Origin of the sequence: Acidovorax sp., from assembly GCF_046314175.1 — a bacterium.
GTDB lineage: Bacteria > Pseudomonadota > Gammaproteobacteria > Burkholderiales > Burkholderiaceae_C > Acidovorax.
Genome location: NZ_JBKBXG010000020.1, coordinates 23803 through 48621 on the forward strand (window position 1 = coordinate 23803; position 24819 = coordinate 48621).

The window sequence follows — 24819 nt, forward strand, 5'->3', positions numbered from 1 at the left end:
GCGTCAGGCCTGAAGGGCGAAGATAGCGGCGGGCCCGCTTGCCACCCCGGTGCAACGCATTGGGCGGCCGCCCACTTGAGGTCGGCTGCGGGGTTGTGCACAGGCTGGCGCGCGCGTGTAGGTGGTGTCGGCATTTCTGCAAAGCTCTGGAGTACCGCTTGATGGTCAGAACCGAGACCGTCGTGGTGCATGACCGCATGCGTGCTGGAGCGCCCACAGCCATGGTCATCGTTGGGGACCAGCCTTTCACGCCGCTCCTGGACTTCTTTCGCGAGCGCGGCCTGTCGCTTTCAGCTGAGCGCGCCTACGCGCAGACGCTGGCGAGGTTCATCGAGTGGCTGTCGGTGCGCGCAGAGGAGTTCTGGCCGCAGGATAGTCGGGGCCTTATCTACACCGCCTTTGCCCATGACTTGCTGTTCGGCACGTACCGGGACGGAGAGGACGCCCTCGGTCTGAACTGGGCCGCCACCAGCCAGAAGAACGTCGCCCGCCTGACGCGCTGCCTTGTCGAGTTCAGCGACTGGCTCACCGATCACCATGGCATACCTTCCCTGAACCCCATGCAGCCCGGCGCGTCGTTCTCCGACCAGCTGTTGTTCTGGCGCCGTTGGAACAAATGGAAAGCGGGGTCTCTGTTGTCGCACATCAAGAGCCGAAATCGGGCTGTGCCGAAGGCTGAAGTGGCAAGGCGCATTGCCACACCAGGCCGACGGAACACGGTACTGCAGGAGACGAAGGCCTTCCCGGCGGAGCAAGTCGATGCCCTGCTCTGGCGCGGCTTCATCAACCCGGGGAAGCAGGATGCGGCCGAGCCTTGGGCGAAGTTCAATCTGCGCGACATCCTAATTACGCTGCTGTGCCTGTATGGCGGTTGCCGTGAGAGTGAGCCGATGCATCTGTGGGTCGATGACGTCTTCGTCGACCCGGATAACCCCGACCTTGCCCTGGTGCTCATCCACGAGCCCCATGACGGCCTGATCGACTACCTGGATCCGATGACAGGGGCCAAGCGCAAGACCAACCGTGCCGACTACCTGCAGCGATTCTGTGGATGCAAGAAACCGCTGACCATGGAGAACGGCCGGAGGCACGCAGGGTGGAAGGGCAACCTGCTCACCCACCTGGACCGCAATGCGTTCCAGGTGTTCTGGGTCGACCGCAACGCCGGTCGTGTCTTCCTGACCCTGTGGCGCCTGTACATCGCGCACGTTCGACCGCCGGCACTCCAGACTCCCTGGGCGTTCCTGACCAAGGACGCCAAACCGCTGGGTGCCGAAGCCTACAGTGACTCGTTCAGCGCGGCCGTTTGCCGCATCGGCCTCACAGCCTCGAAGTGGGGCGGCACCTCGACGCAGGCACTGCGCCACCGGTACGGCCAGTGGCTCAACGAACTCGGCATCGGCGAAAAGGAGGGCCAAGTGGCCATGCACCACCGAAACGTCAAAAGTCAGCAGGTCTACCGGCAGCTCGGTGTGGCCAAGGTGGCCGCAGCGATGGGAGACGGCCAGGTCCTGGAGCTCCCGAACTTCGAAAACAAGCCATGACCCAGCACATCTGGCACCTCGACCGCTACGCAGCCCTCACAAGCGAACTGACGGATCGTACTGTCTACGCCAACGAATCCCCGGACTCGTACCTGATTTCGCCGAACTGGACTCAGGAGTCCGTCCGCGAGGCTGTTGCCAAGTGGGCTGCATGCATCCAAGAGTTGCGGGCCTCGCACCGTCCGCCAGCCCAGCAGCGCGCCGCAGTCATGGAGCTCGCCGCCTGCGACACACCCGAGGCCTTCGGGGCCGGTTTGGATGCGGCGCTGCTGCGTCAGTTCAAGAGCAAGCTCGATAACCCCGTCTACAAGGCCAGCCAGCGGTTCCTGTCGGCCTTGATGCTATCGTTCTGGTCTCGCGGCTTGGTTGCATGGCCTGCGGCCTCGCAAGAGCCCTTTCCTTCAGCCGTACTGTCCCTGGACAACTTCGGATGGGGCGACGCCCAAAAGCGATTCCTCACCAAGGTCCGCGGCTACCTGGACCGCGGCGCCATAGACGACAGCGTGAATTTCCGCTTCTTCGTGGACATGCTGTTGTCGCGCGCCGGCATCGTGGAGTTGGGGGATGTGACGCCGGAGACCATGCAGTACGAGCCCGGGCAGACTCGGCAGGGCAAGCCTCGAGCGATGGCCTTCTCAGGGGTGCTCCAGGCGCTGCGCGAGTCTTACTCGGTGAAGCAGGTGCCGTGGACCCTTGAGTCTTTCGGCTTCTACCGCGCCAAGTCCGGCCACCTGCGCAGGGACGACGACTTTAGCTGGGCGCTCGCCAAGGACCCCGCGCTTAAGGCCTGGGTCAACCTGGCCAAGCAGCACCTGGCCGAGAATCCTGCCAACTTCAAGAAGCGCCGCAGCTCGGTCAACGTGTTCATCAAGCACTTGGCCGAGAACCCGACACTCTCTCGCAGCCCGGCGGGCTACTTCGACGTGCGCCGACGGCCTGAGCCGCAGTTCCACGTCGAGGGGAACAAGGGCCGGCAGACGATGACCGTGACCCATCAGTTCCTCCAGGAGGTGCTGTTGAAGGTCTGCACGCAGGCCGACGACCACGAGCTCCCTATCTTGATGCCGGGCTTCGCCAATCCGTTGGTGCTCCCAATTTACCGCGGCGTGAACAAGGGCGAGACCCACCGCGAGCCGATGCCGACCCGGCTCATCCAGCAGGCCATGAACATCCTCACTGAGAACGACTTCGCATGGGTCCGGGAGGTCGGTCGGCACAAGGACACATTCCGTTGGGAGAACCCCGAGACTGGCAAGTTCGAGACCATCTGGAGTCCCGTCCGGGCCTACGCCCTGCTCGCCAAGCTCATCCTGCCAGCCCGCACCTATCAGGTTCGCCACCTCGACAGCGGAGAGGGCGACTCACTGCGGTACAGCGTGGGTGCCCAATGGGAACTCAACGCCGGTCCACGCGCCCCCGCGCAGGATGGCGTCGAGCGCGGCGTCTTCCGGCAATACAAGCGCAAGGACGGCAGCTTCGGCGCGGTCCTGTACTTCAACACGAACAAGACGGGCGACATTGACAAGGAAAAGGACGACTCCGGCTACGTTATGCCATGGGAGAAGCGTGACGCGCTGGAGTTGTTCGTGCGCCTGCGGGATTGGCAGGAGAAGTACAACCCGGTGCACGGGCCCACCCAGTGGTCCGACATTGTGGAGCTGAAGGCCGCCAAGCACGTTGACGACCTGCTCAAGCTTGGCTCCAACTACTTCCTGTTCCGCGACCCCTGTAACCGGCATCGGCCGGACCTGCCTGTCACTGACGTGCGGTTGCGCAACCTTTGGCTCAAGCTCATGGAGGAACTGGAACGCAGGATGCAGCAGTCTGGCGAGACGCTGGCCAACGGCGAGCCGGTCAAGTTGGTGGCGTCCTACGACAAGGATGGGCAGCCGTCGTCGGCGCTGTTCGACCTGCACGCGCTGCGGGTGACCATGATTACCGCGATGTATGAGGAGGGTGTGCCGCCTGAAATCCTCATGAAAATAGTCGGGCACGCCTCGGTCATCATGACCCTGTATTACACCAAGCTCAATGCAGAGACCATCTCGATGCAGCTGGATGCGGCAGTACAGGAGCGTCAGCGCAATGCGCAGACCGACATGGCCGGCTTCATCTTGCGCGCGAGTCGGCAAGAGCTGGAGCATGCGGTGGCGCGAACCCACGGCTCCGCCTTGGACGCACTGAAGAGTGGTACCGGAACTGGCGTGGTGGTCATGGACCACGGGCTGTGCCCCGTGGGTGCCAAGCGCTGCCATGAGGGTCTGGCGGCAATGGACCCCGGTTCTGGCATGACTCGCTTCCTGGCCGTGCCTGGCGGCGCAAGTAACTGCGTTCGCTGCCGTTTCTTCATCAGTGGACCAGCCTTCCTCTTCGGTCTCGAGGCGCACGTCATCGACCTGTCCTACCGGTTGCGCAAGTCCTCTGCTGCTTTCGAGAAGGCTCAGGCACGCTTCGACACCCTGTCTGACTGGTACGCTGATTCCTTGGAGCAGGGGGAGCCGTTCGTCCATCTGCGCGAGCTTGGTATCGCAGAAACGGCCCTCGAGTCCACCACTGCGGAGGTGGATGGCATCGCGCTGAGCCTGCAGGCGGCCTATGCACTCACCGAGCAGAGCATCCGCATCAACAACCTCGGAGCCGGCCAAGCTGGGACAGGGCTCTCTCTGGTCGTCGTTGGTGGCACCGGGGAGTTGGAGGCGGTGCTCACTGAATCGCACGAGTTCGAGCAGCTCCACCGCATCTGCACAAGCGCAACGCTGTTTGACGGCCTACAAATCAATTGGCAACAGCCCAATCTCGAGCGGGCTCGTCTGTTCGACCGGATGCTGCGCGCGACAGGGCATGAGCCGCATTTCTTGCTCCTCGATGACGACGCCGCGCTATGCGCAGCCAATGAGATGGGCAAGTTTCTCTACGCGCGCCTGGGCCGGAAGACTGTTCACGACCTTATCGACGGCCGCACCACCTTGCGAGCGCTCGGCATTGAGAAGGCCTTTGCCTCCCAACTCGAGTCCGTGGCGCCCAAGCCGCTGAACACTCGTCGCACCATCCTCATCGAGAGCAGCGCATGAAAGCACTGACAACCACGACGGCACCAGACCTGGTTCGCAACGCCAGGCAGCTCTACCAGTCCTACAGGGATGCTGCCAACCGCGAGTCCAAGCAGAAGAACCTCGACCTGCTATGGGAGGTGCTGGAGGCGATTCGGGACGAAGGCGGCCGAGACTATTCGCTGGCCGAGGTTGGGCGCCGCTTGGAATTCGCCGGCGGCCTGAAGACGCAGAGCCTGCGCAACACCCAAGGCGCGCACTTTCGCGATGTCATCGCGGCCTACGCCGCAGCAGTGAGCGGCTCGAAGAAGTACGTCGCCAAGGGCAGGTCACAGGTGGAGGCGGCACTTGAGCTCATCACAGACCTGAGTATCCGCGCCACACTGCGCATGGCCATCGAAGAGGGCAAGCGGCTGAAGGTAGTCAACGACAACCTGCATGCGGCGTTCAAAACGCTACAGGTGGGGTCGATGCCCACGCCCCCGTCGGCGCCAGTTCCTAAAGAAGCAAGTACGACCCAAACGCCCGGCTCATCATTGACGCCGCGCCTCAAGAGTGCCCTCCACAAGGGCGTCGACCGGGCACGCCTTGCAGAGCGTGGCCTCGTAGTCGCGGATGACGGGAGTATTCAAACCGATTCGGGGGAGTCATTGTTTCCGCCGGCTTTTGTGACGGCCATCGAGGCAGCTCTTGGTCGCTTCCCCTAGGCACCGATGGCCGCGCGGAGGGTAGGGAGGCGTTTGAGTATGCACATTGAGTACATCTACTCAAACCATGCTATGGGCAAATTTGGAATTGAGTACGTTTTTTACCGGGTATTGCATGTGGCCTCGGCTGTATCCAGAGTTCTTGTAGTCGTCCAGCTCTGCACGCTCGCCACTCGGAAGTCGCGCATCGGCAAAGAACCGCTTGGCCCGCTGCTCATCGGCATCTTCAACACTCTGCCGGTTCAGCCGTTGCGCCACAAACACCGGCGTTCTCGTCGTCCCACTGTGCAGCACCGCAAAAGCCTCGTAGCAAAGCTCCCGCAGCTGAGGTCGGGGTGTGATGGCAGGCGGCGTCCCATTCGCAAAGAACTGCGGGCACTGAGCAAAGCTGGTCGGCTGCGGTGTGAGCAGGGCCGCACTGTCGAACTGCGGTGAGCGGGCCCAGGAAAGATTCGGACTGACACTGGCCAGCGACAGGACCAGCGCGGTGGCAAAGCGCAGATTGCGCGGCCAGGAAAACAATCGGTTCACAAGAATGGACTGAGCAAAAAATGGAGCCCGATTGGAGCATCCTTCAGCCCCGCACGCAGGGCTGAATGCTCAGAACCCGCAGGGATTTACAGCTGCTTGCAATGCGCTCCTCCAAAACAAAAAGGGCTCCCAATGGGAGCCCAGTTTGCTTGGGTCAGTGCGGGTGTCTTCAGAACACCCCCCATGGCAGCAGCACCCGCACCGCGCGAATGCCACCACCATGGGAAGTCCCGCAACTGCGTCAATTACATGGCGCTGAATTCGCCGTGGGGAATCTTGCCCAAACGCAGAGCTTCAGCAGCCTGGGCACGCACCGCAGCACGGTCAGCCGTGGACGAGTACGTCACCACACGGGAACCAGCAGGTTCTTGGCTACGGGTCTGGGCCACGGTAGCGGCTTCGGCTTGCACTTCAGCACGGGTGCGGTTGGTGTCGAACTTCAAAGCGAATTGCGAGCCATCGGCTTCGTCAGCGTGGGCACCGAAGGCGGTGAAAGCAGTAACAGCAGCGATGGAGAGGAAACGAGCGGTCTTGTTCATGATGCAAATCCTTGGATAAAAAAGCGTCTCAAAAAGCCGGGACAAAAACCATTCCTGAACCGGGTTCGGTGAGTCGCCTTGCGGGTTCGGCTCATCGATGGGTTGAACTGTACGCCGATGGTGTTCAGAGAAAAACCACCCAGTCGCAAACTGACTGTTCCAGTATTGAAAACAATCAATCTGCACAACCGCCCTCGGCGCACCTTTCACAAGGGTTCTTTCTGACATGTATTTTTCCGGAGAAAACTGTATATTAATACAGTGCATCAACACCCCGGAGAAGCCTCATGGAAACCATCGAATCCACCTACACCGTCACCCTGCGCGACTACCCTGAAGAACTGCCCGCCAAGGAGCGCATTGCGGCAGAGACCCGCTACGCCAAGGCATTGGAAAAGCAGCTGGGCGGCCCTGAGCAAGTGGCTGCCGCCCTGGACACTCTGAACAACCTGGAAGAGTCGCCTCCTGAGGTGGTGTCACCCGGAGATCTCACCTTGCTCAAGGCCTGGGGTAAGGCCAGCACTGCGGCCAAGCAGGCGGGGTTTCGGGATCTGGGGGAAGGGGATGGGGCGTACTTTGAAGTGCGGCTGGGATGAAGGTGGAGATATGAAGGTCGAGATCCACTACCGCTGGCGGGTCCAGTCTTCAGCGGGCTGAGGCCCAAACAGCGTTGCTTTCGGGGACACGCGCTCCGGCCAGATCTAGGCGAAGCTGCCTTTCTGGATCTTCAGCAGCGTCGATTGGACCAAGGCCAGTCCTCCGGGCTCTTGCAGCTCATCCCACGGGCGGCGGTTTCCGAAGGGCCATGAGCCATTCAGGGTTTCCTCACCAGCGATCGCAACCACTGGTCCAGATCTCCCAAACTAGGCCTGACGGGAGCATGTTTGCCTACCATGCGCGTGTTAGATAACATGGCCATGTTAGTAACGCCGTCTCCATGTCCTCCTCCAAGACATCTCCACGAACTGCGCAAGCGCTGCAGCGTGTAGCTGGGCTGTTCGAAGCCAAGGGTTGGAAGATCCATGCCGGTGAGCCAGGCAGCACGGGGCCAGACCTCGTCGTTCGGCGGCGGGGGAAACGCTATGGGGTCGTCCTCAAAGCCTCATCAGAGGGGCGGGCCGACCGCGTGACACCACTGCTGTCTCAGGCCGTTCTCCAGGCCCGGGCATATGCCCTTCATTCGCGTGGATCTATGCCCTTGGCCGTGGTGCACGTGGACCGTGCGCCGAGAGCGCTCATTGCCAATGTGATGGCTTTTGCGCAGGAGTTTGCGGCGGAGGTGGCAGTGGGTTTCGTCTCTGCAGAAGGGGCGAGTGAGTTTCTGGGGCCGGGACTGGAATATCTAAATATCTCCGCGCCCTACAGGCCGCGACAGGTCAAAGGCACGCCGATGCGTGCAGACAATCTGTTTTCTGATTTGAACCAGTGGATGTTGAAGGTTTTGTTGGCGCCAGAGTTGCCAGAGGGGATGCTGAACGCTCCCCGAGGCCAGTACCGCAATGGGGTGGAGCTTGCGCGGGCGGCGCAGGTTTCCGCGATGACTGCCTCCAGGTTCTTGCAGCAGCTACGGCGCGAGAGATTCCTGCTGGAGTCTCAAGAGTTCCTCATGCTGGTGCGGAGAGAGGAGCTGTTCGAGCGCTGGAGTTCAGTGGCGCCCTACGGCACGCCAGACGTGCCTGCACGGTTCTTTGTCAACATTCAAATTGAGGAGCGTGTCCGAGAGCTTCTGAGCGAAGTCGAAGGCGATGCCTGCCTGGGGCTGTTTGCGGCAGCGGATGGGCTCCACGTGGGACACGTGAGCGGCGTCCCCAGGTACATCTGCGTTCGCCGCATGCCTCGGTTCAATTTGCCATTACCGGGAAGCAATCCATGGAATGCCCTCCAGCCGTTTCCGCAGGAGGCGCCGCACGTATTGTTGCGGGTGGCGAAGTTTCCGGAATCGACGTTTCGCGGGGCGGTGCGGCGAGACGGGGCTATGGTGGCCGATGTGATTCAGGTCTGGCTGGATGTGTTGAATCACCCGACGCGGGGGCAGGAGCAGGCGGAGCACATATTTAGGAAGGTGCTGCGGCCTTTGGATTAGAGCGACTGTCGGGCACATCGCGAAACACAGGGTAGATTGAACGATCACTTTGCAGCGATTGCTGTCAGCCGATGGTCCTGCGTCAGTGCACGCTCTCGGCCGCACTTTGGGCGTTCAGATGGTCACAAACTCATCGGCCGGTTGCTGCTCTAGGGCAGCGGAGCAACAACATTTCTGACGCCTTGTGCCGCCTTTTAACGGCAACGTGACGAGATGTATCTATGATGAGGGAATAAGGGCGAAGAGACGTTCCAAGCTGTGCTTGGGTGAGCATCGATCGGGAGTAGCCCAGTTCATAGGTGATGTTCTGGGGGACTTTGCTCGGTGAAGATCAGAAAAATAAAAATCAAGAACTTTCGAGGCGTGAAAGAACTTGACTGGAGCCTTCCCAACGCCGACATCTTCTGCCTGATTGGCAAAGGTGATTCTTCTAAGTCCACGATCTTGGAGGCCATCAGATATGCCTTCAATCCGCAGTGGAACCTGACCCTCAGCGACTCTGACTTTCACCAGTGCAAAGTCGCGGATTCAATCGTCATTGAAGTCACCATCGGGGCCTTGACCGAAGCATTCTGCTCTTTGGACAAGTACGGTCAGTACCTCCGTGGCTGGGATGCTGTCACCCTCAAGCTCACTGACGAGCCTGAGGATTACTTGGAGAATGTCCTGACGGTACGGCTGACGGTCGACAAAGATCTCGAGCCCAAGTGGATGGTTGTCTGTGATCGCAACCCTGACGGTGTTCCGTTCAAGCAGGGCGATAGGAACAAGGTCAGTGTCGGCCTCATCGGTGCCTACAGCGAGAAGCAGCTTTCATGGGCTACAGGCACGGCGTTGGCGAAGCTCACCGAAGCGCAGAGTCTGAACGAGCTGCTGGCAAATGCTTCCCGAACAGCCAGGGCTTCATTGGACGGTGATCGGCCTGTCACCCTCAAGAATTTCGATGCGGCGGCTGGGAAGTCGCAGGAGATTGCAAAGCTGTTGGGGGTGCCGGTGTCGGACGCCTACAAGGCTCACCTCGATCTGGCTTCTATCAACCTGAAAGTTGGTGGGTTGGCGCTCCATGACGGTGACATCCCTCTTCGGCAGCTAGGTCTTGGGTCAAGACGAATGCTGCTGTGTGGCATTCAAAAGATGGGTTTGGAAGAGGGTCACATCACCTTGTTTGACGAAGTGGAGTTCGGCTTGGAGCCGCACCGAATCACACGCTTGATCAAGCATGTCCGGGAAGACAAACGAGGTCAATACTTCCTCACCACGCACTCACCCACGGTCCTGCGGGAACTCACCGTAAAAGAGCTGTACGTCGTGCATAGCAAGGGTGGGGTTGTGCAGATCACTTCCGCTGCGAAGGACGGTCTGGAACAGCTTGAAGTGCAGGGAAAGATTCGATCCAGCACCGAAGCATTCTTGGCAAAGAAAGTTGTGGTTTGTGAGGGCGCTACCGAAGTCGGGTTCGTGCGAGGTTTTGACGATCACCAGGTCGGCAAGGGAAAGGACCCACTGTCGTATCACGGCGTTGAGCTGCTAGATGCCAGAGGTGCGAAGAACATAAAGGGTTTGGCTAAAGCATTCAAGGCGCTTGGCTATGAGGTCACAGTCCTTGCAGACGCTGACTCACCTGAGAACTTCTCACCAGCCGACGAAGCCGAACTGGTGAAGCTAGGTGTGCCGGTCGTGGCCTGGGACAACAAGCTGTCCTTGGAAGAGAGGGCGATGAAAGATCTGCCCTGGGGCGCTGTCCTTGCGAGCGTACAACTGGCTCAGACCGAGTTCGCATACCCGGTGCGAGACCAAATTTATTCGAGGCTCGTCGCCAAGACTGAACTTGCTCAGGAGGTAGAAAAATGGGTGGAGTCTGAGAATCTGCGAACTGCCATCGGGCTTGCCGCGAAGAAGTCGGAGTGGTTCAAGAACATTTCCAAAGGGGATCGCTGGTTCAGCGCTGCGGCCCCCAATTTTGAGGACGCTGACTTCGCGAAGAAGGATCTGTCGGTAAAGCTGCATAAGCTCTGGGCGTGGATAGAGCGTGTCTGAAGAACTTGCTCTCAAGCTTAACGACTTCACTACCAAGGGGTATGTGATAGCGCCAGCCGGCTACGGCAAGACGCACCTCATTGCCATGGCCGTTAAAGCTGCCACCAAACGGCAACTGATCTTGACCCACACGTTTGCGGGCGTGAATTCCATCAAGACCAAGATGACCGCTCTTGGTGTGCCTGCTTCCAAGTACCAGATTGACACAATTGCGAGCTGGTCACTTCGCCTCTGTCTGGCCTACCCGAAGACTTCGGGCTGGAAGGTAGAGCACCCCACAAGCAAACAGTGGAACAAGCTCTACGAGTGCTGTTCTGGGTTGCTGGGTAAGCAGTTCGTTCGCCGCGTCGTCGCTGCCACCTATGCCGGCGTCTATGTGGATGAGTACCAGGACTGCTCGGATCTGCAGCATGGCCTTGTCTGTGCCTTTGCTGAGTTCATGCCCTGCCGAATCTTGGGCGATCCGATGCAGGCCATCTTCGACTTTGGTGGTGACGAAGGCAAGCCCGTTGATTGGACGGTAAGTGTCTATCCGACGTTCACTTGCCTCGGTCAGCTAGAGACGCCGTGGCGCTGGAAAACGACTGGTGATCCGAACCTTGGAGCTTGGCTCAAGAAGGCGAGGGAGACCCTGGAAAAGGGGCAGAAGATCGATCTTTCAAACGGCCTGCCTGCCTGTGTGATACGTGCTCACACCACCCCAGAGTTCTTGGAGTCAAAGCAGTATTTTTCGCTCATGGACTTGCTGGGCAATCACGATAGTGTGATTGCTCTGCATGGTGGCGATCAGCAGTCCAAGAACAAGACCCATCTGTTAGCACGAACCATGGGTGGAAAGTTTTCTTCCATTGAAGAGGTTGAAGGCAAGGATCTTCACTCGTTCATCAAGAAGCTGGTTGCAGCCAAAACAACGCAGCAAGGCTTCCTCCTGGCTTTGGATTTTTCCAAGAAATGCTTTACAGGGGTTGGGAAGGCTCTGACCGCTGGAACGCAGAAGGGCGAGGTCGCAAAGCAAAGCAAGGTGACCAAGTATCCGTTGGTCCTGCATGCTGCGAATGCCTACTTGGGCAGTCCAACAAGTGTTCACCTGAGAGCTTTCTTCTTGGCGTTGAAGGACAACCCTGAAACGTCAGCTTACCGTCGTGATCTGCTGTATCGCTTTCTCAACGTGCTGAAGATTCACATTGATGGGGTGGGGGCGAATCTGACGGAAGCTGCGAATAAATATCAGCGCGACATGAGGCACACGGGAAGGCCGATCAGCCACCGCAAGCTCATTGGCACAACGCTGCTGGTGAAGGGGTTGGAGTACGACCATGCGGTCATTCTTGACGCTGACTCACTGGACGCCAAGGATCTGTATGTCGCCATGACACGTGGGGCCAAGACCTTGACCATAGTTGGGGAGCAGCGGAACCTGCCGGCAAGGTAACGAAATGACGAAGAAGCTTTTGCTGGTTGATCTGGAGAATAAGCACAAGGTCGATCTCTCACCGCTGGATGAGAGCTTTCGGGCCATCATCTTCGTGGGGGCCAACCAGAACCCTCCCAAGGCTGCGAAGAAGCCTGCCACGGCCCACAGGTTCAGTCGTGTCGACTTCCTGAAGATTTCAGGCGCTGGCAAGAACGCCTTGGACTTCCACATTGCCTTTGAGCTTGGCCGGACCTTTGAGACGGCTCCAGACACAGAGTGCTTCGTGCTAAGTGGCGACAAAGGCTTTGATCCCCTGCTGAACCACCTGAACAGCAACGGCATGGCGTGCAAACGGGTGGAGAGCATTGCAGAGCTTGTGCCGGCCAACGTGGTGCCGGTGGTTGCCCGTGACCAGGTGGTGTGTCCGTTCTGCAAGAAGGCCAGCACGATTGAGCATCATGGTGGTTACTGGTGCAGCAATTGTGGAAGGTTCGCCAAAGCGCCAGATCCGAAGCTTCTGCCGTCAAACCAGAAGGGCTACAGGGAGCCGGAACGCAACAGATACGAGGACAACGCTATCTACTCCGAATGCGGCTGGTGCCACCAGCGAACTGACATGACGGATGGCATCTACGACGACGGTGAATGGATGTGTGGGGGCTGCATTGCTAGATATGCAAGATAGTCAGGTGCAGTCACTTTGTTTAGAAAACCGCCCCCTTGAACGCCTGCTGCTGAGCAGAGTTGCCACTGCTTCGCCGATGTGTGAACGGCTGTGGTCAGCCTGAAGCGGAAATACACGGCTAAGCGTCATTCGGAATCGGTTCCAAGAGGATTTCCGCCCAATTAAACCGCCCTCGGGCGCTGAATGCCCACGGGACTGTCCCAGTTCTGCGGAGCTACATCCATCAGTCAACTTTGCCCTTTACGACCAGTCACTCGTCGAACTGATCCTTTGTTACGAATGAATTTCGAACCGGTATAGCTGCTGAGGGTTGTCCACAAGTAACTGATCTAGCGCCTTCTTGGAAGGAGCAATTTCTGCCAGTGCATCGACTAACACTCCGTCGTCCGGAATGTGCGTATGGTTGGGATGTGGCCAGTCCGTGCCCCAAACGCAGCGTTCCGGAAAGCGGTCCACCAAAGCGCGAGCGAGCGCAATACCATGCCGGTACTTCTCTGCAGGAGACGCCTTTGCGTCGATACGATCAATACCGCTCACCTTCATATAAAAACGAGGATTGTCCAGGAGTCGCAGCAATGCTTGAAAATCACTGTGCTCGGGACCTTGTGTAGCGTCCACTCGGCCCATGTGATCGATTACCACTGGCACAACACTCAACTGCAGCGGCGCGGCCAACTCGTGCACCAATCTGCTTTCGAAGTGAATTTGAAGGTGCATGCCCACAGCAGCAAGGCGCGGCGTCAGCTTCATTACCTCATCGACCGTGGTGCCATTTTCGATGTGCCGCATGAAATTGAAACGCACGCCCCGAAAGCCTGCCTGGCTTAAGCGCTGCAGTTCGGCATCCGGGACATCTGCTTTCACCAACGCCACCCCCAAGTAGCGGCCTTCACCTGCCGCGATGGCGTCTTCGACGACACGATTGTCCGTACCGTGCATGACGGATTGAACAATGACGCAGCGTTGTATGCCCATGCGCCGATGCAGGGAAAAAAGGGCTTCCTTGGGGGCCTCCATGGGTGTGGATGGACGGTGCTCGGCATATGGAAACTGAGCAACCGGACCAAACACGTGAACATGGCTATCACACGCCAGTGGCGGTAGACGCAGGCGCGTGATGGAGGGGTTCTCTAGGTAAGTCCTTGCAGGGGACAAGGCGCTCGATGCGGCTGTGGCCATGATGAATGTTGTAGGAGTTGCAGAGAAGTGCGAAGGCGGCGATTGAGGGCCGCCCTGGATTCGGCAGGCCACCAGGTCTCGATCAGTGCGAAATGTTCAGCGCCACGAGAAAGCGGGACACCATGTTGTAGGCGGCTACTGTGGCCACCAACTCCACCACCTCGCCGGGTTCCCGACGGGCACTCACACGGGCCATCAGCTCTTCAGGGACCTTTACATCGCGTGTCATTCGGTCGGTCAACTCGAGCAATAGCCGTTCTTCTTCGGTGAAAAGATCACTGATCGTGTGTTCTCGCAGTGCATCAATCTTGTTCTGTGCAAACCCGGCCTTGAGTGCGTGCGGTATATGTGCGTCGAACTCAAATGCTGCGTCGTTGAGCAGTCCTGGCAAATGCTCGCTGTCATACCAGTGCTGAAGTTCAACTTCCCAAGAAGCCTCTGGCGTCATTTCCACCGCATAGTGGAAGTTCGCCTTTTGACCGTGGCTGGCGCCAGGAATGTCAGTCATCAGCGCCAGGCGTGACACCTTCAGCTGTGTTGAACGGCTGACCCCATTGAATTGCGGGGCCAGGGTGCTGAGCGACAAGGCTGTCTGGTGCGGGAGTCTCAGGTAGAGGTAGGCGGTGCTGGACGGTGCTGACCAGGCAGATCTGCAGAGTTCTGTTTGCAGTTCGAGGCAGATAGGCGCTGCAGCCAACCCCTGCGCAAGCGTCGCAAGGTCTGGCTGTTGGCATCGGAGGCGTAGCAGCAGAACGTCGGTAGGCAAGTGAGCAGATGACATGGGATTCTTGAAGGATCTCGGAGTGCTCGGCGCAATGCCATTGAGACCGCCGCGCGCTAACTCGGGAAAATTCAATACCTCTCAACCCCGCTTGCAGAGAAGCCCGCCGTCCACTGGCAACAGCACGCCGGTAATGTAGCGGGCCTCCTCAGACGCAAGGAAGACGGCAGCGTTCGCCACGTCCCAACCAGTTCCCATGCGGTGCATCGGCACCAGGGCCTCACGTTCGGCACGCACCACGTCCTTGGATATGCCCCGCTCCTGTGCTCGTCGCTCGATGGCCATGGGAGTGTCGATCAGTCCAGGCAGGATGGCGTTGGCGCGAATGCCGTGCTCTGCGTTCTCCATCGCCAAGTGCTGCGTGAAGGCATTGACTGCGCCTTTGCTGGTCTTGTAGGTGACCGTTGGGCGTGCCGCTAGCGAGGCCGTAGACGAAACATTGATGATGCTGCCCGCACCCTGAGACACCATATGGGGCAGCACGTGCTTGCAGGTCATGAACATGCCCTTGAGATTCATGGCCATGATCTCGTCCCACATGTCGGAGTCCATGTCGGCCGTGCGCCGATCCCCTCGTGAACGCCCCACATTGTTGTGCAGGATGTCGATTCGGCCGTAGCGCGACATGCAGTCCCGTGCGATGGCGCTACAGTCATCTTCGTGTGTGATGTCGGCGCGCAGCACGCTGGCCGGCTGACCATAGGCGGCAACGGCTTGACGCGTGACTTCTGCAGCAGCTTCGTCAGTGTCCACCAGCAGCAATTGCGCGCCCTCTTGCGCGAACCGCTCGGCCACGGCACGGCCATTGCCGACGGTGTCACCTGCCAGTTGTCCAGCGCCGACAATGACTGCCACCTTGTCGCGCAGTCGACCATTCTTGGTGTTGTTCATGGGTGTAGCCTCGTCAATCGATCGTGACGTTGCCTTCGACCACAACCTTCTTCCAGCGTGTCTCTTCGGCGCGCATGAGTTGGGTCATTTGTGCGGGCGTGTTCACGGCCACGGTGAGTCCCTCATGCGCGAGTCGCTCCTTGTAGGCTGGCGTCTCGGCGGCGGATCGGATCGCCGCGTTGAGCCTGGCAATCACGTCCTGTGGTGTACCTGCAGGCGCGAACACTGCGTACCAGACATCGGCATGGTAGCCCGGCAGGGTTTCAGCGATGGCAGGTACATCTTTGTAAGCAGCAATGCGTTTTTCCGATGTCACGCCCAACGGGCGCATCTTGCCGCTGGCGGCCAGCTTGGCGACGCCACCGGCCGTGCCAAACAATAGGTCTACCTGACCGCCGACGAGGTCGTTGTAGGCAGGGCCTGCACCGCGGTACGGCACATGGATGATGTCGACCTTGGCCATGGTCTTGAATAGCTCGCCGGCAAGATGCACAGCCGAGCCGTTACCAGACGATGCATAGGTCAGCTTGCCGGGAGTTGCTTTGGCTGCGGCGATCACGTCGGCCACGCTCTTGAAGCGACTGTTCTGATGGGTCACGAGCAAGTTGGGGCCGCTGCAGATCAATGCAACTTCGGTGATGTCTTTGTCTGTGTCATACGGCAGCTTTTTGACCAGTGAATCGTTGATCGCGATAGCCGAGGTCGTCAGCAGCAGTGTGTAGCCATTGGCGGGCGCCTTGGCCACGATATCAGTGCCGATGACCGTGCCCGCGCCCGGCTTGTTGTCGATGATCAGTGCCTGACCGAGCGCATTCTGCATACCTATGAGTAGGGCTCGACCCACCACATCCGTGCCGCCGCCCGGCGTGAAGGGCACGACCACCCTTATGGTGCGCGAGGGAAAAGAGTCGTCAGCCCGAGCCCCCAGAGCGAACAATGCCGCGCCTGCTGGTGCCATGGAACTCATGCGCAAGAACTGGCGACGGGTCTTTGAGAAGTCAAGTGGGTGCATGCTGGCAATTCCGGAATATCAAAAATCGATGCGGATGCCGGCTTCCTTGACTGCCTTACCGATCTTGGCCAGGTCCTCCGCGATCAGTTGCTTGAACTGTGCAGGCGTGGACTGCGTGGGGACAAAGGAAAGATCTGCGAATTTGGCTTTGAGCGAGGGCACCTGCAAGGCCTTGCCAATTTCCGCGTTCAAACGATCAGTGATCGCAGCAGGTAGATCTGCCGGGCCCCAGATGCCGTACCACGACAGTAGCTCGAAGCCGGGCATTCCGCTCTCTGCCAGAGTGGGCACGTTGGGCAGCGACGAGATGCGAGCACTACTTGTAACCGCGAGTGGGCGTAGCCGACCTGCCTGCACGAAGGGTGTCACGCCTGGCATGGGCGAGATGGCCGCCGAAACATGGCCGCCAATCACGTCGGTCAATTGCGGTACCGCGCCCTTGTAGGCCACGATTTCCATTTGCAGGCCCAGTGCTCGGTTGACCATCTCCTCACTCAGGTGGCTGGTGGTGCCCAGACCCGATGTTGCCCAGGTGTACTTGCCCGGATTGGCCTTGGCAAGTTGCACGAATTCACCCATGGTCTTGGCAGGTACGTCGTTATTGACGGCGACGATGAGCGGCACGAAACCGATCTGACCGATGGCGGTGAAATCGCGCTCGGCGTCATAGGTTTTCTTGGCAATCACCAGCGGCAGATAGGCTTGGCTGGAGGCATTGAATAGCAGGGTATAGCCGTCGGCCTTGGCTTTTTTGACATTCATTGAACCCAGCAGGCCTGAGGCACCAGGTGTGTTTTCAATCACGATTGGCTGGCCAAGCTGCCGCTGCAATTGATCGGCCACCATACGGCCCACTGTGTCGATGGAGCCTCCCGGCGTGTAAGGAATCACCATCCGGATCGGCTTGTGTGGGTAGTCTTGAGAGCTGGCGAAACTGCATGCGAATAGCGCTGTACCTGCGAAAACGAGTTTCAGGGCGGCGTGAATGAAATGCTTGTTCATGTTGTCTCCTTGTTGTGAATGGGTGTAGCTACTCCACCAACCTGCCAAGTTTGGGCGGTGCCTTCGCGGTGCTGTGCGGTGGGGCTGGGGACTGCCGTCCCGTGGCCTATGCTTCTCGCTGTGCGGGATAGACGCGGTGGGCGAATGCGGCGATAGCATCTGCCATGGCGTGTGGCTGCTCTGGTGCCATGGCGTGCCCCGCATCGCGGATCACCTGAACAGTCACCCGGGTGCCAAGGTAGGCCTGCATGACGTTGGGGATCACCACTGCATCATGTTCTGCCTGCAGGTCCAGGATGGGCACTTGGGTCCCACCCGAGAAGTAGTCGTCCACCGGTGTTGTGATGCGTGCATGGCTTTGCGCCTCATGGGTGGCGGTGCTCCAACCGTCGAGCCAGACGCGGGGGTCGTGGCCCGGCGCGAAGAAAGCGCGCCGCAGGCAATCGACGCGCTGCTCCTCGGACAAAGTGAGGTCGCTTGACCCGTCAATCGCGTCGCGCATCCGGCTGTACGGCTTCTCTGTCGATCCAGGAGGCATCTTTCCTGCGGATGCGGCGGCCATGACGACACCGCGGACTAGGTCTGGCCTGTCTGCGGCCAGCATGCGGGCGGGTTGGCTACCCCAGGCATGTCCCACGACCAGCATTGGGCCAGTGCTCTCATGGTCAAGCACTGCAGCTACGTCAGCGGCAAAGTCGTGAATGCTAAGTTCATCCATCGGCCCAATGCTCTGCCCGATGCCACGTGGTTCGGGCCGGATTACACGAAATCCTTCTTCTTGAAGAAGGTTTGCAACCACGTCATAGTCGCGGCCCGATCGCGCCAGCGAGGGCAAGATGCAAATGACAGGACCAACACCTTGGTCAGAGTATTCAATCTGCACCTCGGATTCAGAGTGCTTTGATTGGTATCGCACCAACTTTCTTGGTGCAGCCCTTGTCTCTGTGGGAGTGTTTTTCATGCCCAGAGTTTGGCGCTCGGCTCTATGCAGAATAAGGACGTGGCGCCTATACCAGCTATGTTTTTTTGCTATTCCCCTCGGGTGGCTTGCTTGGCAATTTTTCGAGCCCCGTCAAACCTTTCTCAACGGCTGCAACACGCCTGCAAAAAAACGGAATCCTGGCACTAACGAAGTTCGGCCCGACGTCTTTTTGGCTTACGTTAAACGGTGTCTCTGCGAAGCACCGCGGCAGCAGATGCTTTCAGAGTCTCTCCAAACCGGCGAATTCAGGACCAATTGCGCAGTTTGCTTGACCTACCCAAATGAGACCATGTGGTCACCTTGTCAAACACTGGTAGGTGCTCTTTCGCTCTCGATCCATAGCGGCAACACAGATGTTGGAAGAGGAACTGCCTGGCCGCACCAGTCCCTACGTCCTCTGGTCTATGCGTCGCGTTAATGGCCCGATATAGTCAGCGTGCGGAGGGCTGGATCGGAGGCTATGTCTGCCTCATCGAAGCGCCAATCAATGACCCGGCCTTGGCTATAGGCCTTCATCTGGTCCGCAAAATGCGGCGATTCCGGATCGGAGGAAACGCCGTAGATCAACATGCCGCGGCTGCGGATCTTTGGGCCAAGCTCGACGAAATAGAAAAGCCCGGTAGCGCCCTTAGCCTCGTAGGTGCCGGCAGTTAATGGTGATACGTCCATGTAGTTGAACACTCCATCATTGGAGGCTCCACCGGGCACCGACATGCGGGCATCGCCACGACGAGCGGTTTGCAGGCTGCCCAGATCTGCATCCAAAGCAATGCCTGAACTCTGAAGGCGAGACACGGCACGCCCCAAAGCCTGAAGGACAACCGGATTGTTGGTGTCCAGTTGGCGCGGTGTAGTGAGAGGTCGCGCCGGGTCCAAGCTATCTGAGAACTGCAGCCCACCTTCCCTGACAAATTCCCTGAAAATGTGTCCGCCCTTGCTGTCCACCTTGTAGGTACGGTCCCATTTGGAGAGGACTGTGCAAGCCTTGCGCAGATCGACTTTGCTGCCATTTTCCAGGGTGAGATCCGGTCGCTGACTACATGCTCTAAGCAGATCATCCAAAACCAGTTCGGCAGAATGCACGCGTGTGCGCAAGAACATCTGTTGTAGATTGTCGAAGCTAAAGCGCCTACCAGGCATGCCGTCGGTGCCAGCCAAGCGCTCACTGATCAGCTGGAGTCCAAGTCGAGAGCGTAAGGTCAGTGGAACTCCAGGCTTTCCGAATACGTCGTCCAGGTGCATCAGCGGATGGTCTGGGTTTGCGTAACGCGGGGGGTTGTTGCTATTGGCGACATATGCTTTTTGATGAACCACTGCGCCACGTTTCGGTCCGAAGATACCTGCTCTGGCAGAGTCTGGATCGGTGCCCAATTCGCACTCCGACCTTGATCCGTCCAGTTGACGAGTAGACCCGCAGCGCTCAATGAGAGCGTTGTCCAAGTGCGGGATATTTCCAATATCAGCAAACAAGGTATTGCCTTGACGATCAATGGCAATGGTGTTCGTGTCCTGCACCTGGTATTTGGATAGGACCTCCAGCACCTGTGAGGTTGATTTCGCGCGATCAAGCGCTAGTTTGTGTTCTTCAACTTTCAATCGCTCAAGAGCTGTCATGACTGAGCGAAGGGTGTAGGCGGTGGACGCATCCCAAAGTCGATCCTTGCTCTGCAGGACGGGGCCAAAGTGCGTCCAATAGAGGGTGCGCCTCTGCAATACGATGCTGCCGTCTCCTTCACGAACACGAACGGCCACTGGATGCCGCTCCATTGCTCTCGACTGACCGTCGTAGAGATAGCGTGTCGGGTCCTTAGGATCAAGCTTCAGCTTGTAGACGACGTCACGCTGCACTGCGGAAACGGTGTGGGTTCGAGCGATGTGCTCGCTATGACCGATTTGTTGTACCGCACTCCCGAGGCGCGATACGCCGATATGGTTGAACTCGCCGGGGATGGTCATGTGCGCCATCGTCACGCGCTGAGCCCAAAAACCTGGTTTGTTGAATGCTGCCCACGGCCAATGCGGGCTGGCAAGCAGCATTGTTGATCCGCTTTGCGTGGTTGTAGGCCCTAGGGCCCAACCGTTGCTGCCATCCACAGTGGCATGTTCATCAGCGGAACTGTCAAAACTGGCCAGCTCGACATTTACATTCTGCGAATCTGCTGCCAATGGGCCTCCCATCACGGGAGGGGCAGCATTTGCGATCTCTGGAACATAGTCGAGCGGGCCTCTTCGGCCTGCAGCCCTGTTCAGAAAGTAGTCAATCTCCGTAATCTCTTTTACCCACGGCTGATTACGACAGGCGGAGGGCAGCTGGGCTGGGGCAGTTTCGCGCACATACTTGTTGTAGCCTGAGACGAATCCGCGAACCAGATCTCGGTAGTCGCGATCCCATGAGATTTTTGGCTCGTTCATTAGAGCAGGGGTCACACCGCTGTCTATAAGGCGTTGCCGATAGAAATCGCTTTCGAGATTGCCACTTCCTGCGCCCCAATAGTAGGAGCGTTCTGCGCGCGCTGTCACATAGAGCTCGGCGAGATCACAGATTCGGTCTTGTGCCTGGGTATAGCCCGCACCAAACCCCAGGTTCTTCCAGTTCTCGGCCTGTATGTGAGGTATGCCAAACTCGGTTCTGCGTATGGTGGCGTTCAGTGACTCAGGAGCTTGAGTGGTAGCGCACCCAGCGGCCAGGCTTGCCACCAGAGCAATCCCTATAGTCGCCCGCATCGTTGGCGCCTTCGTTTGCGGCTTGAAGGACTGGGAAGTTGTTGACTTGGTTTTTGTCATCATTTTTCGATATAGGTTTGTGAGGCACGTGAGATCCCGAACGGCGAGTCTTCGGGAAGCGCTCGCTCAGGTCGCCCGTGGTTCTACGTCAAGCAAGAGGGTGCTCGGGGGGCGGAGCTTCAGGCGTGGCGTTGCGCATGCATTCGCTGCATGGCCACCGATCCCACCAGATCTTTGGAGATCAGAAGACGTGCTTGATCCCGACGGACGCTCCCGTACCACTGCTCTTGAAGCCCGCGCCTTGGTATCCACCCTTCCAACTGGTGTGGTCCAATTCGATGTACGCAAGAGTACGCTTGGAGAGCTTGTACTCAAGGAATGCAATCAGGCGACCAAAACCATCGTCCATGGCATCGCTACGGCTGCGGTCAACGCGGTAGTAGGCGGCAACCAAGTCCAGGTTCCCAGTCAACGGGATGGTGCCGCCAATTCCTAGAGTCTTGTTCCGTGTCGTAGCGGTGGCCGAGGTTTGCGCCTCGTGGCTGCCGTACGTGATCGATAGCTTGCCATTCCCGAGTTTGGCACCCACACCGCCTACATAGCCCTTGAGCGTGAGCCCATTGATGTTCTTGAACTCAGAGTACGCCAGCGCTGCGTTGTAGTTGCCTGCTTGATAACCTGCCCCTAATCCCGAAGAGGAAAGCTTCGATTCGCTGCCGCTTTGCTCACCCAGGGCATGCATCGCTCGCACGCTGAAATTGCCGAATCGACCCACGTACTTGGCAGCGTTGTCGAGGCGATAGGCACCGGTCGAAGCGCCTGCTGGGCCGTACTCTCCGCCAAGTCGATGCGCGCTCAGTGCTGCCGTGCCTATGTTCGGATTGAACCCCGCGTACCGACTTCCCAAGGGGTCTGTCGCAGACACCACATCTGCCAGCAGGGTGGTCTGGCGCCCCAGCGTCAATGTTCCCCAACCACCCTGCAGACCTACCCAGGAGGCGCGGTCAAACTGCTTAGTGGCGTTGGACATTGCACCTGTGTCCACGTTGATGCCAGATTCCAGATTGAAAATGGCTTTAAGCCCACCGCCCAGGTCCTCGCTTCCCCGGAATCCAAGGCGGCTGGTGGTGTTGATGCCACTGTTCAGCGCCGTCGAAGAACCGGCCGAACCATTGTTGGTCGGCTCCAAGCCTCGCGCGTGACGCAGCCCTGCATCCACTACGCCGTAGAGGGTGATGTTGCTCTGTGCATGCGCGATGCCAGAGCCTGCGGCGAGCAAGCCGAACATGGCCGTCAGGCCAAACCTTGGAAGTGATCCCATGTGAAGTCTCCTTTGATTTTGAAGCGATCTCCAACCCCAGGTTCTGCGGCCCAGCTTTGCAGCAGGCAGTTGACGCGAACTGGAGAACGTTGATCTGTGGACTACCTAGTGAGCCCAAAAGGAGTCTAGGGAGAGGGGCAAGTAAAGGCATCCACTCCATTCCAAAGGATGGAACGGGTCAGCTGAACGGCATGCTTTCAAGGCACCCGAGCGCTGCTAAGCCCTCGGGAAATGTTGCACTGCATGTTGCACCGTAGTGACTGGCTGGGCAGGAGAACCCTGCCGTCAGGCTCGCTGCTGGCCTGATAGATTGATTTGCTCCGAGCCCCGCTCAGGGCAGGATTGCAAAGATGCATGCGGCTTCACAGCTTCAATCAAGTCGCCGAACTGAATCGGTTATTTTCTCGGCGAGGGCTTTCAAGGGCGCGCTCAGTTCGGACTCAATCTCCAACACGCTTTGTTGAGTGGTGACACTCATGTTGAGCACGTAGATAGAGCCAACAGGCGTGACGATAGGGATTGCAATGGCGACAACCTCCGGTTGCCAAGATGCTGTGCAATGGCCCTTTCTGGCGAACAGTTGCACCGCAGCAAGTATCTCTTCACGAATGGCCTTCCAGCCGGATAAGCGCTGCTGCCCGATCCTGGTCATTAGCTCGCGTCGTTGAGGCTCGGAAACCGCACAAAGGTAAGCACGCCCCAGAGACGTGAGTTCGATGGGCACACGCTGGCCCGCCACAACGCTTCGAAGCGATACCTTCCTGTTGTATCGGATGGATTCCAGATAGACCATCTCCTCGCGGTCTGCTACTGCCAGTCCCACATTGACGCGTAGCTTCTCCGCCGCAGTGCGCATCATGGGTGCTGCAATTTGCAGTATTGTTGAACCGGACCGCATGGCATGTGCAAAGCTCAATACCGGGGCGGCAAGACGGTATGCGCGATGCGCTGCGTCATGCTCCAGCAGCCCGCATTGAACAAGGGTTTGCGCCAACCTGCTGACGGTCGCCCTGGACAGACCGGTGCGCTCGGCCAGTTCGCCATTTCCGAGCAGATCAGCGCCTGGCCGAAACGCCCTGAGTATCTCAACCCCACGCTCCAACGACCTGTTCAGCGTGGGCTCCTCATGGTTCTTGCGTCTCGCCGCACTGCTGGCAGGTAGGGTCATTTTGATCCGAGTTTAGGAATTTCATTTCCATCCAGTGGAATTCAGGGGGTGCACCGCAGAGGGCGTTCTCTTAATCTTGCCCTGTGAGTGAGGCGGCCGATCATGCCGCTCCTTGAGTCCACTTGCTGTTAGTCAAATCCCTAATAAATGGAGACAAAGAAATGCATAAGTCCTTGCTTTCTGCGCGTTCGCGCTTTACATCGGTCATCGCCGCTGCGGTCGTCTTGAGTGGCTTTTATGCTGCCCCTGCCAGCGCTGCATTTCCCGAAAAACCCGTCCGCATCATCGTGCCCTTCTCCCCGGGTGGAGGCACAGACTTGGTCGCTCGATCCATGACAGTCGTCATGGGTCAAGAACTTGGCCAGCCAGTGATCATTGACAACAAACCAGGCGCTGGAACCATCATTGGTACCGATACCGCAGCCAAGAGCCCACCCGATGGATACACGATGGTGATGGCGACGGTAGCGCATGTGGTCAATCCCAGTATCCAGCCCAAGCTGCCATACAACCACGACACAGCCTTTGCACCCGTAATGCTCGTGGGCGTCTCGCCCAATGTTCTGGTAGTACGGGCCAGCAGCCCCTACAAATCCGTGAAGGACGTCATCGCCGCGGCGAAGGCGTCGCCTGGAAAGCTGTCATTCGCTTCGCAGGGGGCGGGGACTTCAGCACACCTGGCGGGTGAACTCTTCAAGACTTTGACAGATACAAACCTGATCCACATTCCCTACCGCGGTGCTGGACCCGCGCTCACAGATCTGCTCGGTGGCCAAGTGGACGTGATGTTTGCCACAGCCGCGGCTGTGGGCACCATGATTGACAAGGGGCAGTTGCGTGCTTTGGCAGTCACAACTGCGACGCGGTCCAGCTCGCACATCTTGTCCAAAGTTCCTACGGTCGCTGAAAGTGGTGTTCCAGGATATGTGGCCGATAGCTGGTATGGGCTGTTCGCCCCTGCTGGTACCCCGCCCGACATCATCGAGAAGCTCAACAGCGCCGCCAAAAAGGCCGTCAACACAGAGGCATTCCGCAAGAAGCTTGAAGCAGAAGGCCTTGTTGTAAAGGGTAGTACGCCCCAGGAGTTCGACACCTATGCCAAGGGCGAGGAAGCTCGCTGGCGCAAGGTCGTCAAGGACAACAAGATCACCAACGACTAGACAATTCGA

19 protein-coding genes and 1 pseudogene are annotated in these 24819 nt (G+C 58.6%); 9 read left to right on the forward strand and 11 right to left on the reverse strand.

The window, feature by feature from the left end; genetic code table 11:
• Window positions 1-161 precede the first annotated feature (161 nt).
• From gmtY to gmtX, 3 genes are read left to right on the forward strand one after another with little or no spacing between them, the layout of a single operon-like run.
• Entirely contained in the window at window positions 162-1544 is a 1383-nt protein-coding gene (gmtY, locus tag ACK4OE_RS07815) for a gamma-mobile-trio recombinase GmtY (protein ID WP_409884175.1), read from the forward strand.
• Entirely contained in the window at window positions 1541-4615 is a 3075-nt protein-coding gene (locus ACK4OE_RS07820) for a VPA1269 family protein (RefSeq protein ID WP_409884138.1), read from the forward strand. Before gmtY ends, ACK4OE_RS07820 begins: the two co-directional genes overlap by 4 nt.
• The gene (gene gmtX, locus ACK4OE_RS07825; RefSeq protein ID WP_409884139.1) at window positions 4612-5301 is read left to right on the forward strand and encodes a gamma-mobile-trio protein GmtX; all 690 of its coding nucleotides are present in this window, start codon (window positions 4612-4614) and stop codon (window positions 5299-5301) included. Before ACK4OE_RS07820 ends, gmtX begins: the two co-directional genes overlap by 4 nt.
• Before the next feature lie 114 nt (window positions 5302-5415).
• Here gmtX and ACK4OE_RS07830 read toward each other — a convergent pair.
• Together ACK4OE_RS07830 and ACK4OE_RS07835 are read right to left on the reverse strand one after the other, a co-directional pair.
• A pseudogene (locus tag ACK4OE_RS07830) lies at window positions 5416-5712 on the reverse strand (DNA/RNA non-specific endonuclease); the annotation flags it as partial.
• Window positions 5713-6077: 365 nt separating this feature from the next.
• Window positions 6078-6371 (reverse strand): DUF4148 domain-containing protein, encoded by a 294-nt coding sequence (locus ACK4OE_RS07835; RefSeq protein ID WP_409884140.1) that lies wholly within the window; start codon window positions 6369-6371, stop codon window positions 6078-6080.
• 287 nt (window positions 6372-6658) lie between these two features.
• Here ACK4OE_RS07835 and ACK4OE_RS07840 point away from each other — a divergent pair, with 287 nt between their 5' ends.
• The 5 genes from ACK4OE_RS07840 (at window position 6659) to ACK4OE_RS07860 (ending at window position 12590) form a co-directional block, all read left to right on the forward strand.
• Window positions 6659-6967 carry a hypothetical protein gene (locus ACK4OE_RS07840; protein WP_409884141.1) on the forward strand — a complete coding sequence of 103 codons (309 nt, stop codon included), beginning with the start codon at window positions 6659-6661 and terminating at the stop codon, window positions 6965-6967.
• Between the two features lie 602 nt (window positions 6968-7569).
• Complete coding sequence (locus tag ACK4OE_RS07845) at window positions 7570-8454, forward strand: hypothetical protein (RefSeq protein WP_409884142.1); 885 nt, start codon at window positions 7570-7572, stop codon at window positions 8452-8454.
• Between the two features lie 324 nt (window positions 8455-8778).
• Window positions 8779-10491 (forward strand): ATP-dependent nuclease, encoded by a 1713-nt coding sequence (locus ACK4OE_RS07850; protein ID WP_409884143.1) that lies wholly within the window; start codon window positions 8779-8781, stop codon window positions 10489-10491.
• The gene (locus ACK4OE_RS07855) at window positions 10484-11923 is read left to right on the forward strand and encodes a hypothetical protein (protein WP_409884145.1); all 1440 of its coding nucleotides are present in this window, start codon (window positions 10484-10486) and stop codon (window positions 11921-11923) included. The genes ACK4OE_RS07850 and ACK4OE_RS07855 overlap by 8 nt, the downstream gene beginning before the upstream one ends.
• A gap of 4 nt (window positions 11924-11927) precedes the next feature.
• Entirely contained in the window at window positions 11928-12590 is a 663-nt protein-coding gene (locus ACK4OE_RS07860) for a PIN domain-containing protein (protein ID WP_409884146.1), read from the forward strand.
• A gap of 273 nt (window positions 12591-12863) precedes the next feature.
• Here the strand turns inward: ACK4OE_RS07860 and ACK4OE_RS07865 are convergent, their stop codons facing one another.
• The 9 genes from ACK4OE_RS07865 to ACK4OE_RS07905 form a co-directional block, all read right to left on the reverse strand.
• Window positions 12864-13769, reverse strand: a complete 906-nt coding sequence (locus ACK4OE_RS07865; protein WP_409884147.1) for an amidohydrolase family protein — start codon at window positions 13767-13769, stop codon at window positions 12864-12866.
• An 82-nt stretch (window positions 13770-13851) separates the two neighbouring features.
• Window positions 13852-14355: a carboxymuconolactone decarboxylase family protein gene (locus ACK4OE_RS07870; protein ID WP_409884148.1), complete on the reverse strand. Its 504-nt coding sequence runs from the start codon at window positions 14353-14355 to the stop codon at window positions 13852-13854.
• Between the two features lie 276 nt (window positions 14356-14631).
• The gene (locus ACK4OE_RS07875; RefSeq protein WP_409884150.1) at window positions 14632-15441 is read right to left on the reverse strand and encodes an SDR family NAD(P)-dependent oxidoreductase; all 810 of its coding nucleotides are present in this window, start codon (window positions 15439-15441) and stop codon (window positions 14632-14634) included.
• Window positions 15442-15454: 13 nt separating this feature from the next.
• Window positions 15455-16453, reverse strand: a complete 999-nt coding sequence (locus ACK4OE_RS07880) for a tripartite tricarboxylate transporter substrate binding protein (protein WP_409884151.1) — start codon at window positions 16451-16453, stop codon at window positions 15455-15457.
• An 18-nt stretch (window positions 16454-16471) separates the two neighbouring features.
• The gene (locus ACK4OE_RS07885) at window positions 16472-17455 is read right to left on the reverse strand and encodes a Bug family tripartite tricarboxylate transporter substrate binding protein (protein ID WP_409884152.1); all 984 of its coding nucleotides are present in this window, start codon (window positions 17453-17455) and stop codon (window positions 16472-16474) included.
• Window positions 17456-17561: 106 nt separating this feature from the next.
• Entirely contained in the window at window positions 17562-18416 is an 855-nt protein-coding gene (locus ACK4OE_RS07890; RefSeq protein ID WP_409884153.1) for an alpha/beta fold hydrolase, read from the reverse strand.
• Between the two features lie 435 nt (window positions 18417-18851).
• On the reverse strand, window positions 18852-21221 hold the full coding sequence (locus ACK4OE_RS07895) for a penicillin acylase family protein (protein ID WP_409884154.1): 2370 nt from the start codon (window positions 21219-21221) through the stop codon (window positions 18852-18854).
• A 181-nt stretch (window positions 21222-21402) separates the two neighbouring features.
• Window positions 21403-22482, reverse strand: a complete 1080-nt coding sequence (locus ACK4OE_RS07900) for a porin (RefSeq protein WP_409884155.1) — start codon at window positions 22480-22482, stop codon at window positions 21403-21405.
• Window positions 22483-22852: 370 nt separating this feature from the next.
• Window positions 22853-23650, reverse strand: a complete 798-nt coding sequence (locus ACK4OE_RS07905) for an IclR family transcriptional regulator (protein WP_409884156.1) — start codon at window positions 23648-23650, stop codon at window positions 22853-22855.
• Window positions 23651-23811: 161 nt separating this feature from the next.
• Between ACK4OE_RS07905 and ACK4OE_RS07910 the strand changes: the two genes are divergently transcribed.
• Window positions 23812-24810: a Bug family tripartite tricarboxylate transporter substrate binding protein gene (locus ACK4OE_RS07910; RefSeq protein ID WP_409884157.1), complete on the forward strand. Its 999-nt coding sequence runs from the start codon at window positions 23812-23814 to the stop codon at window positions 24808-24810.
• Window positions 24811-24819: the final 9 nt, after the last annotated feature.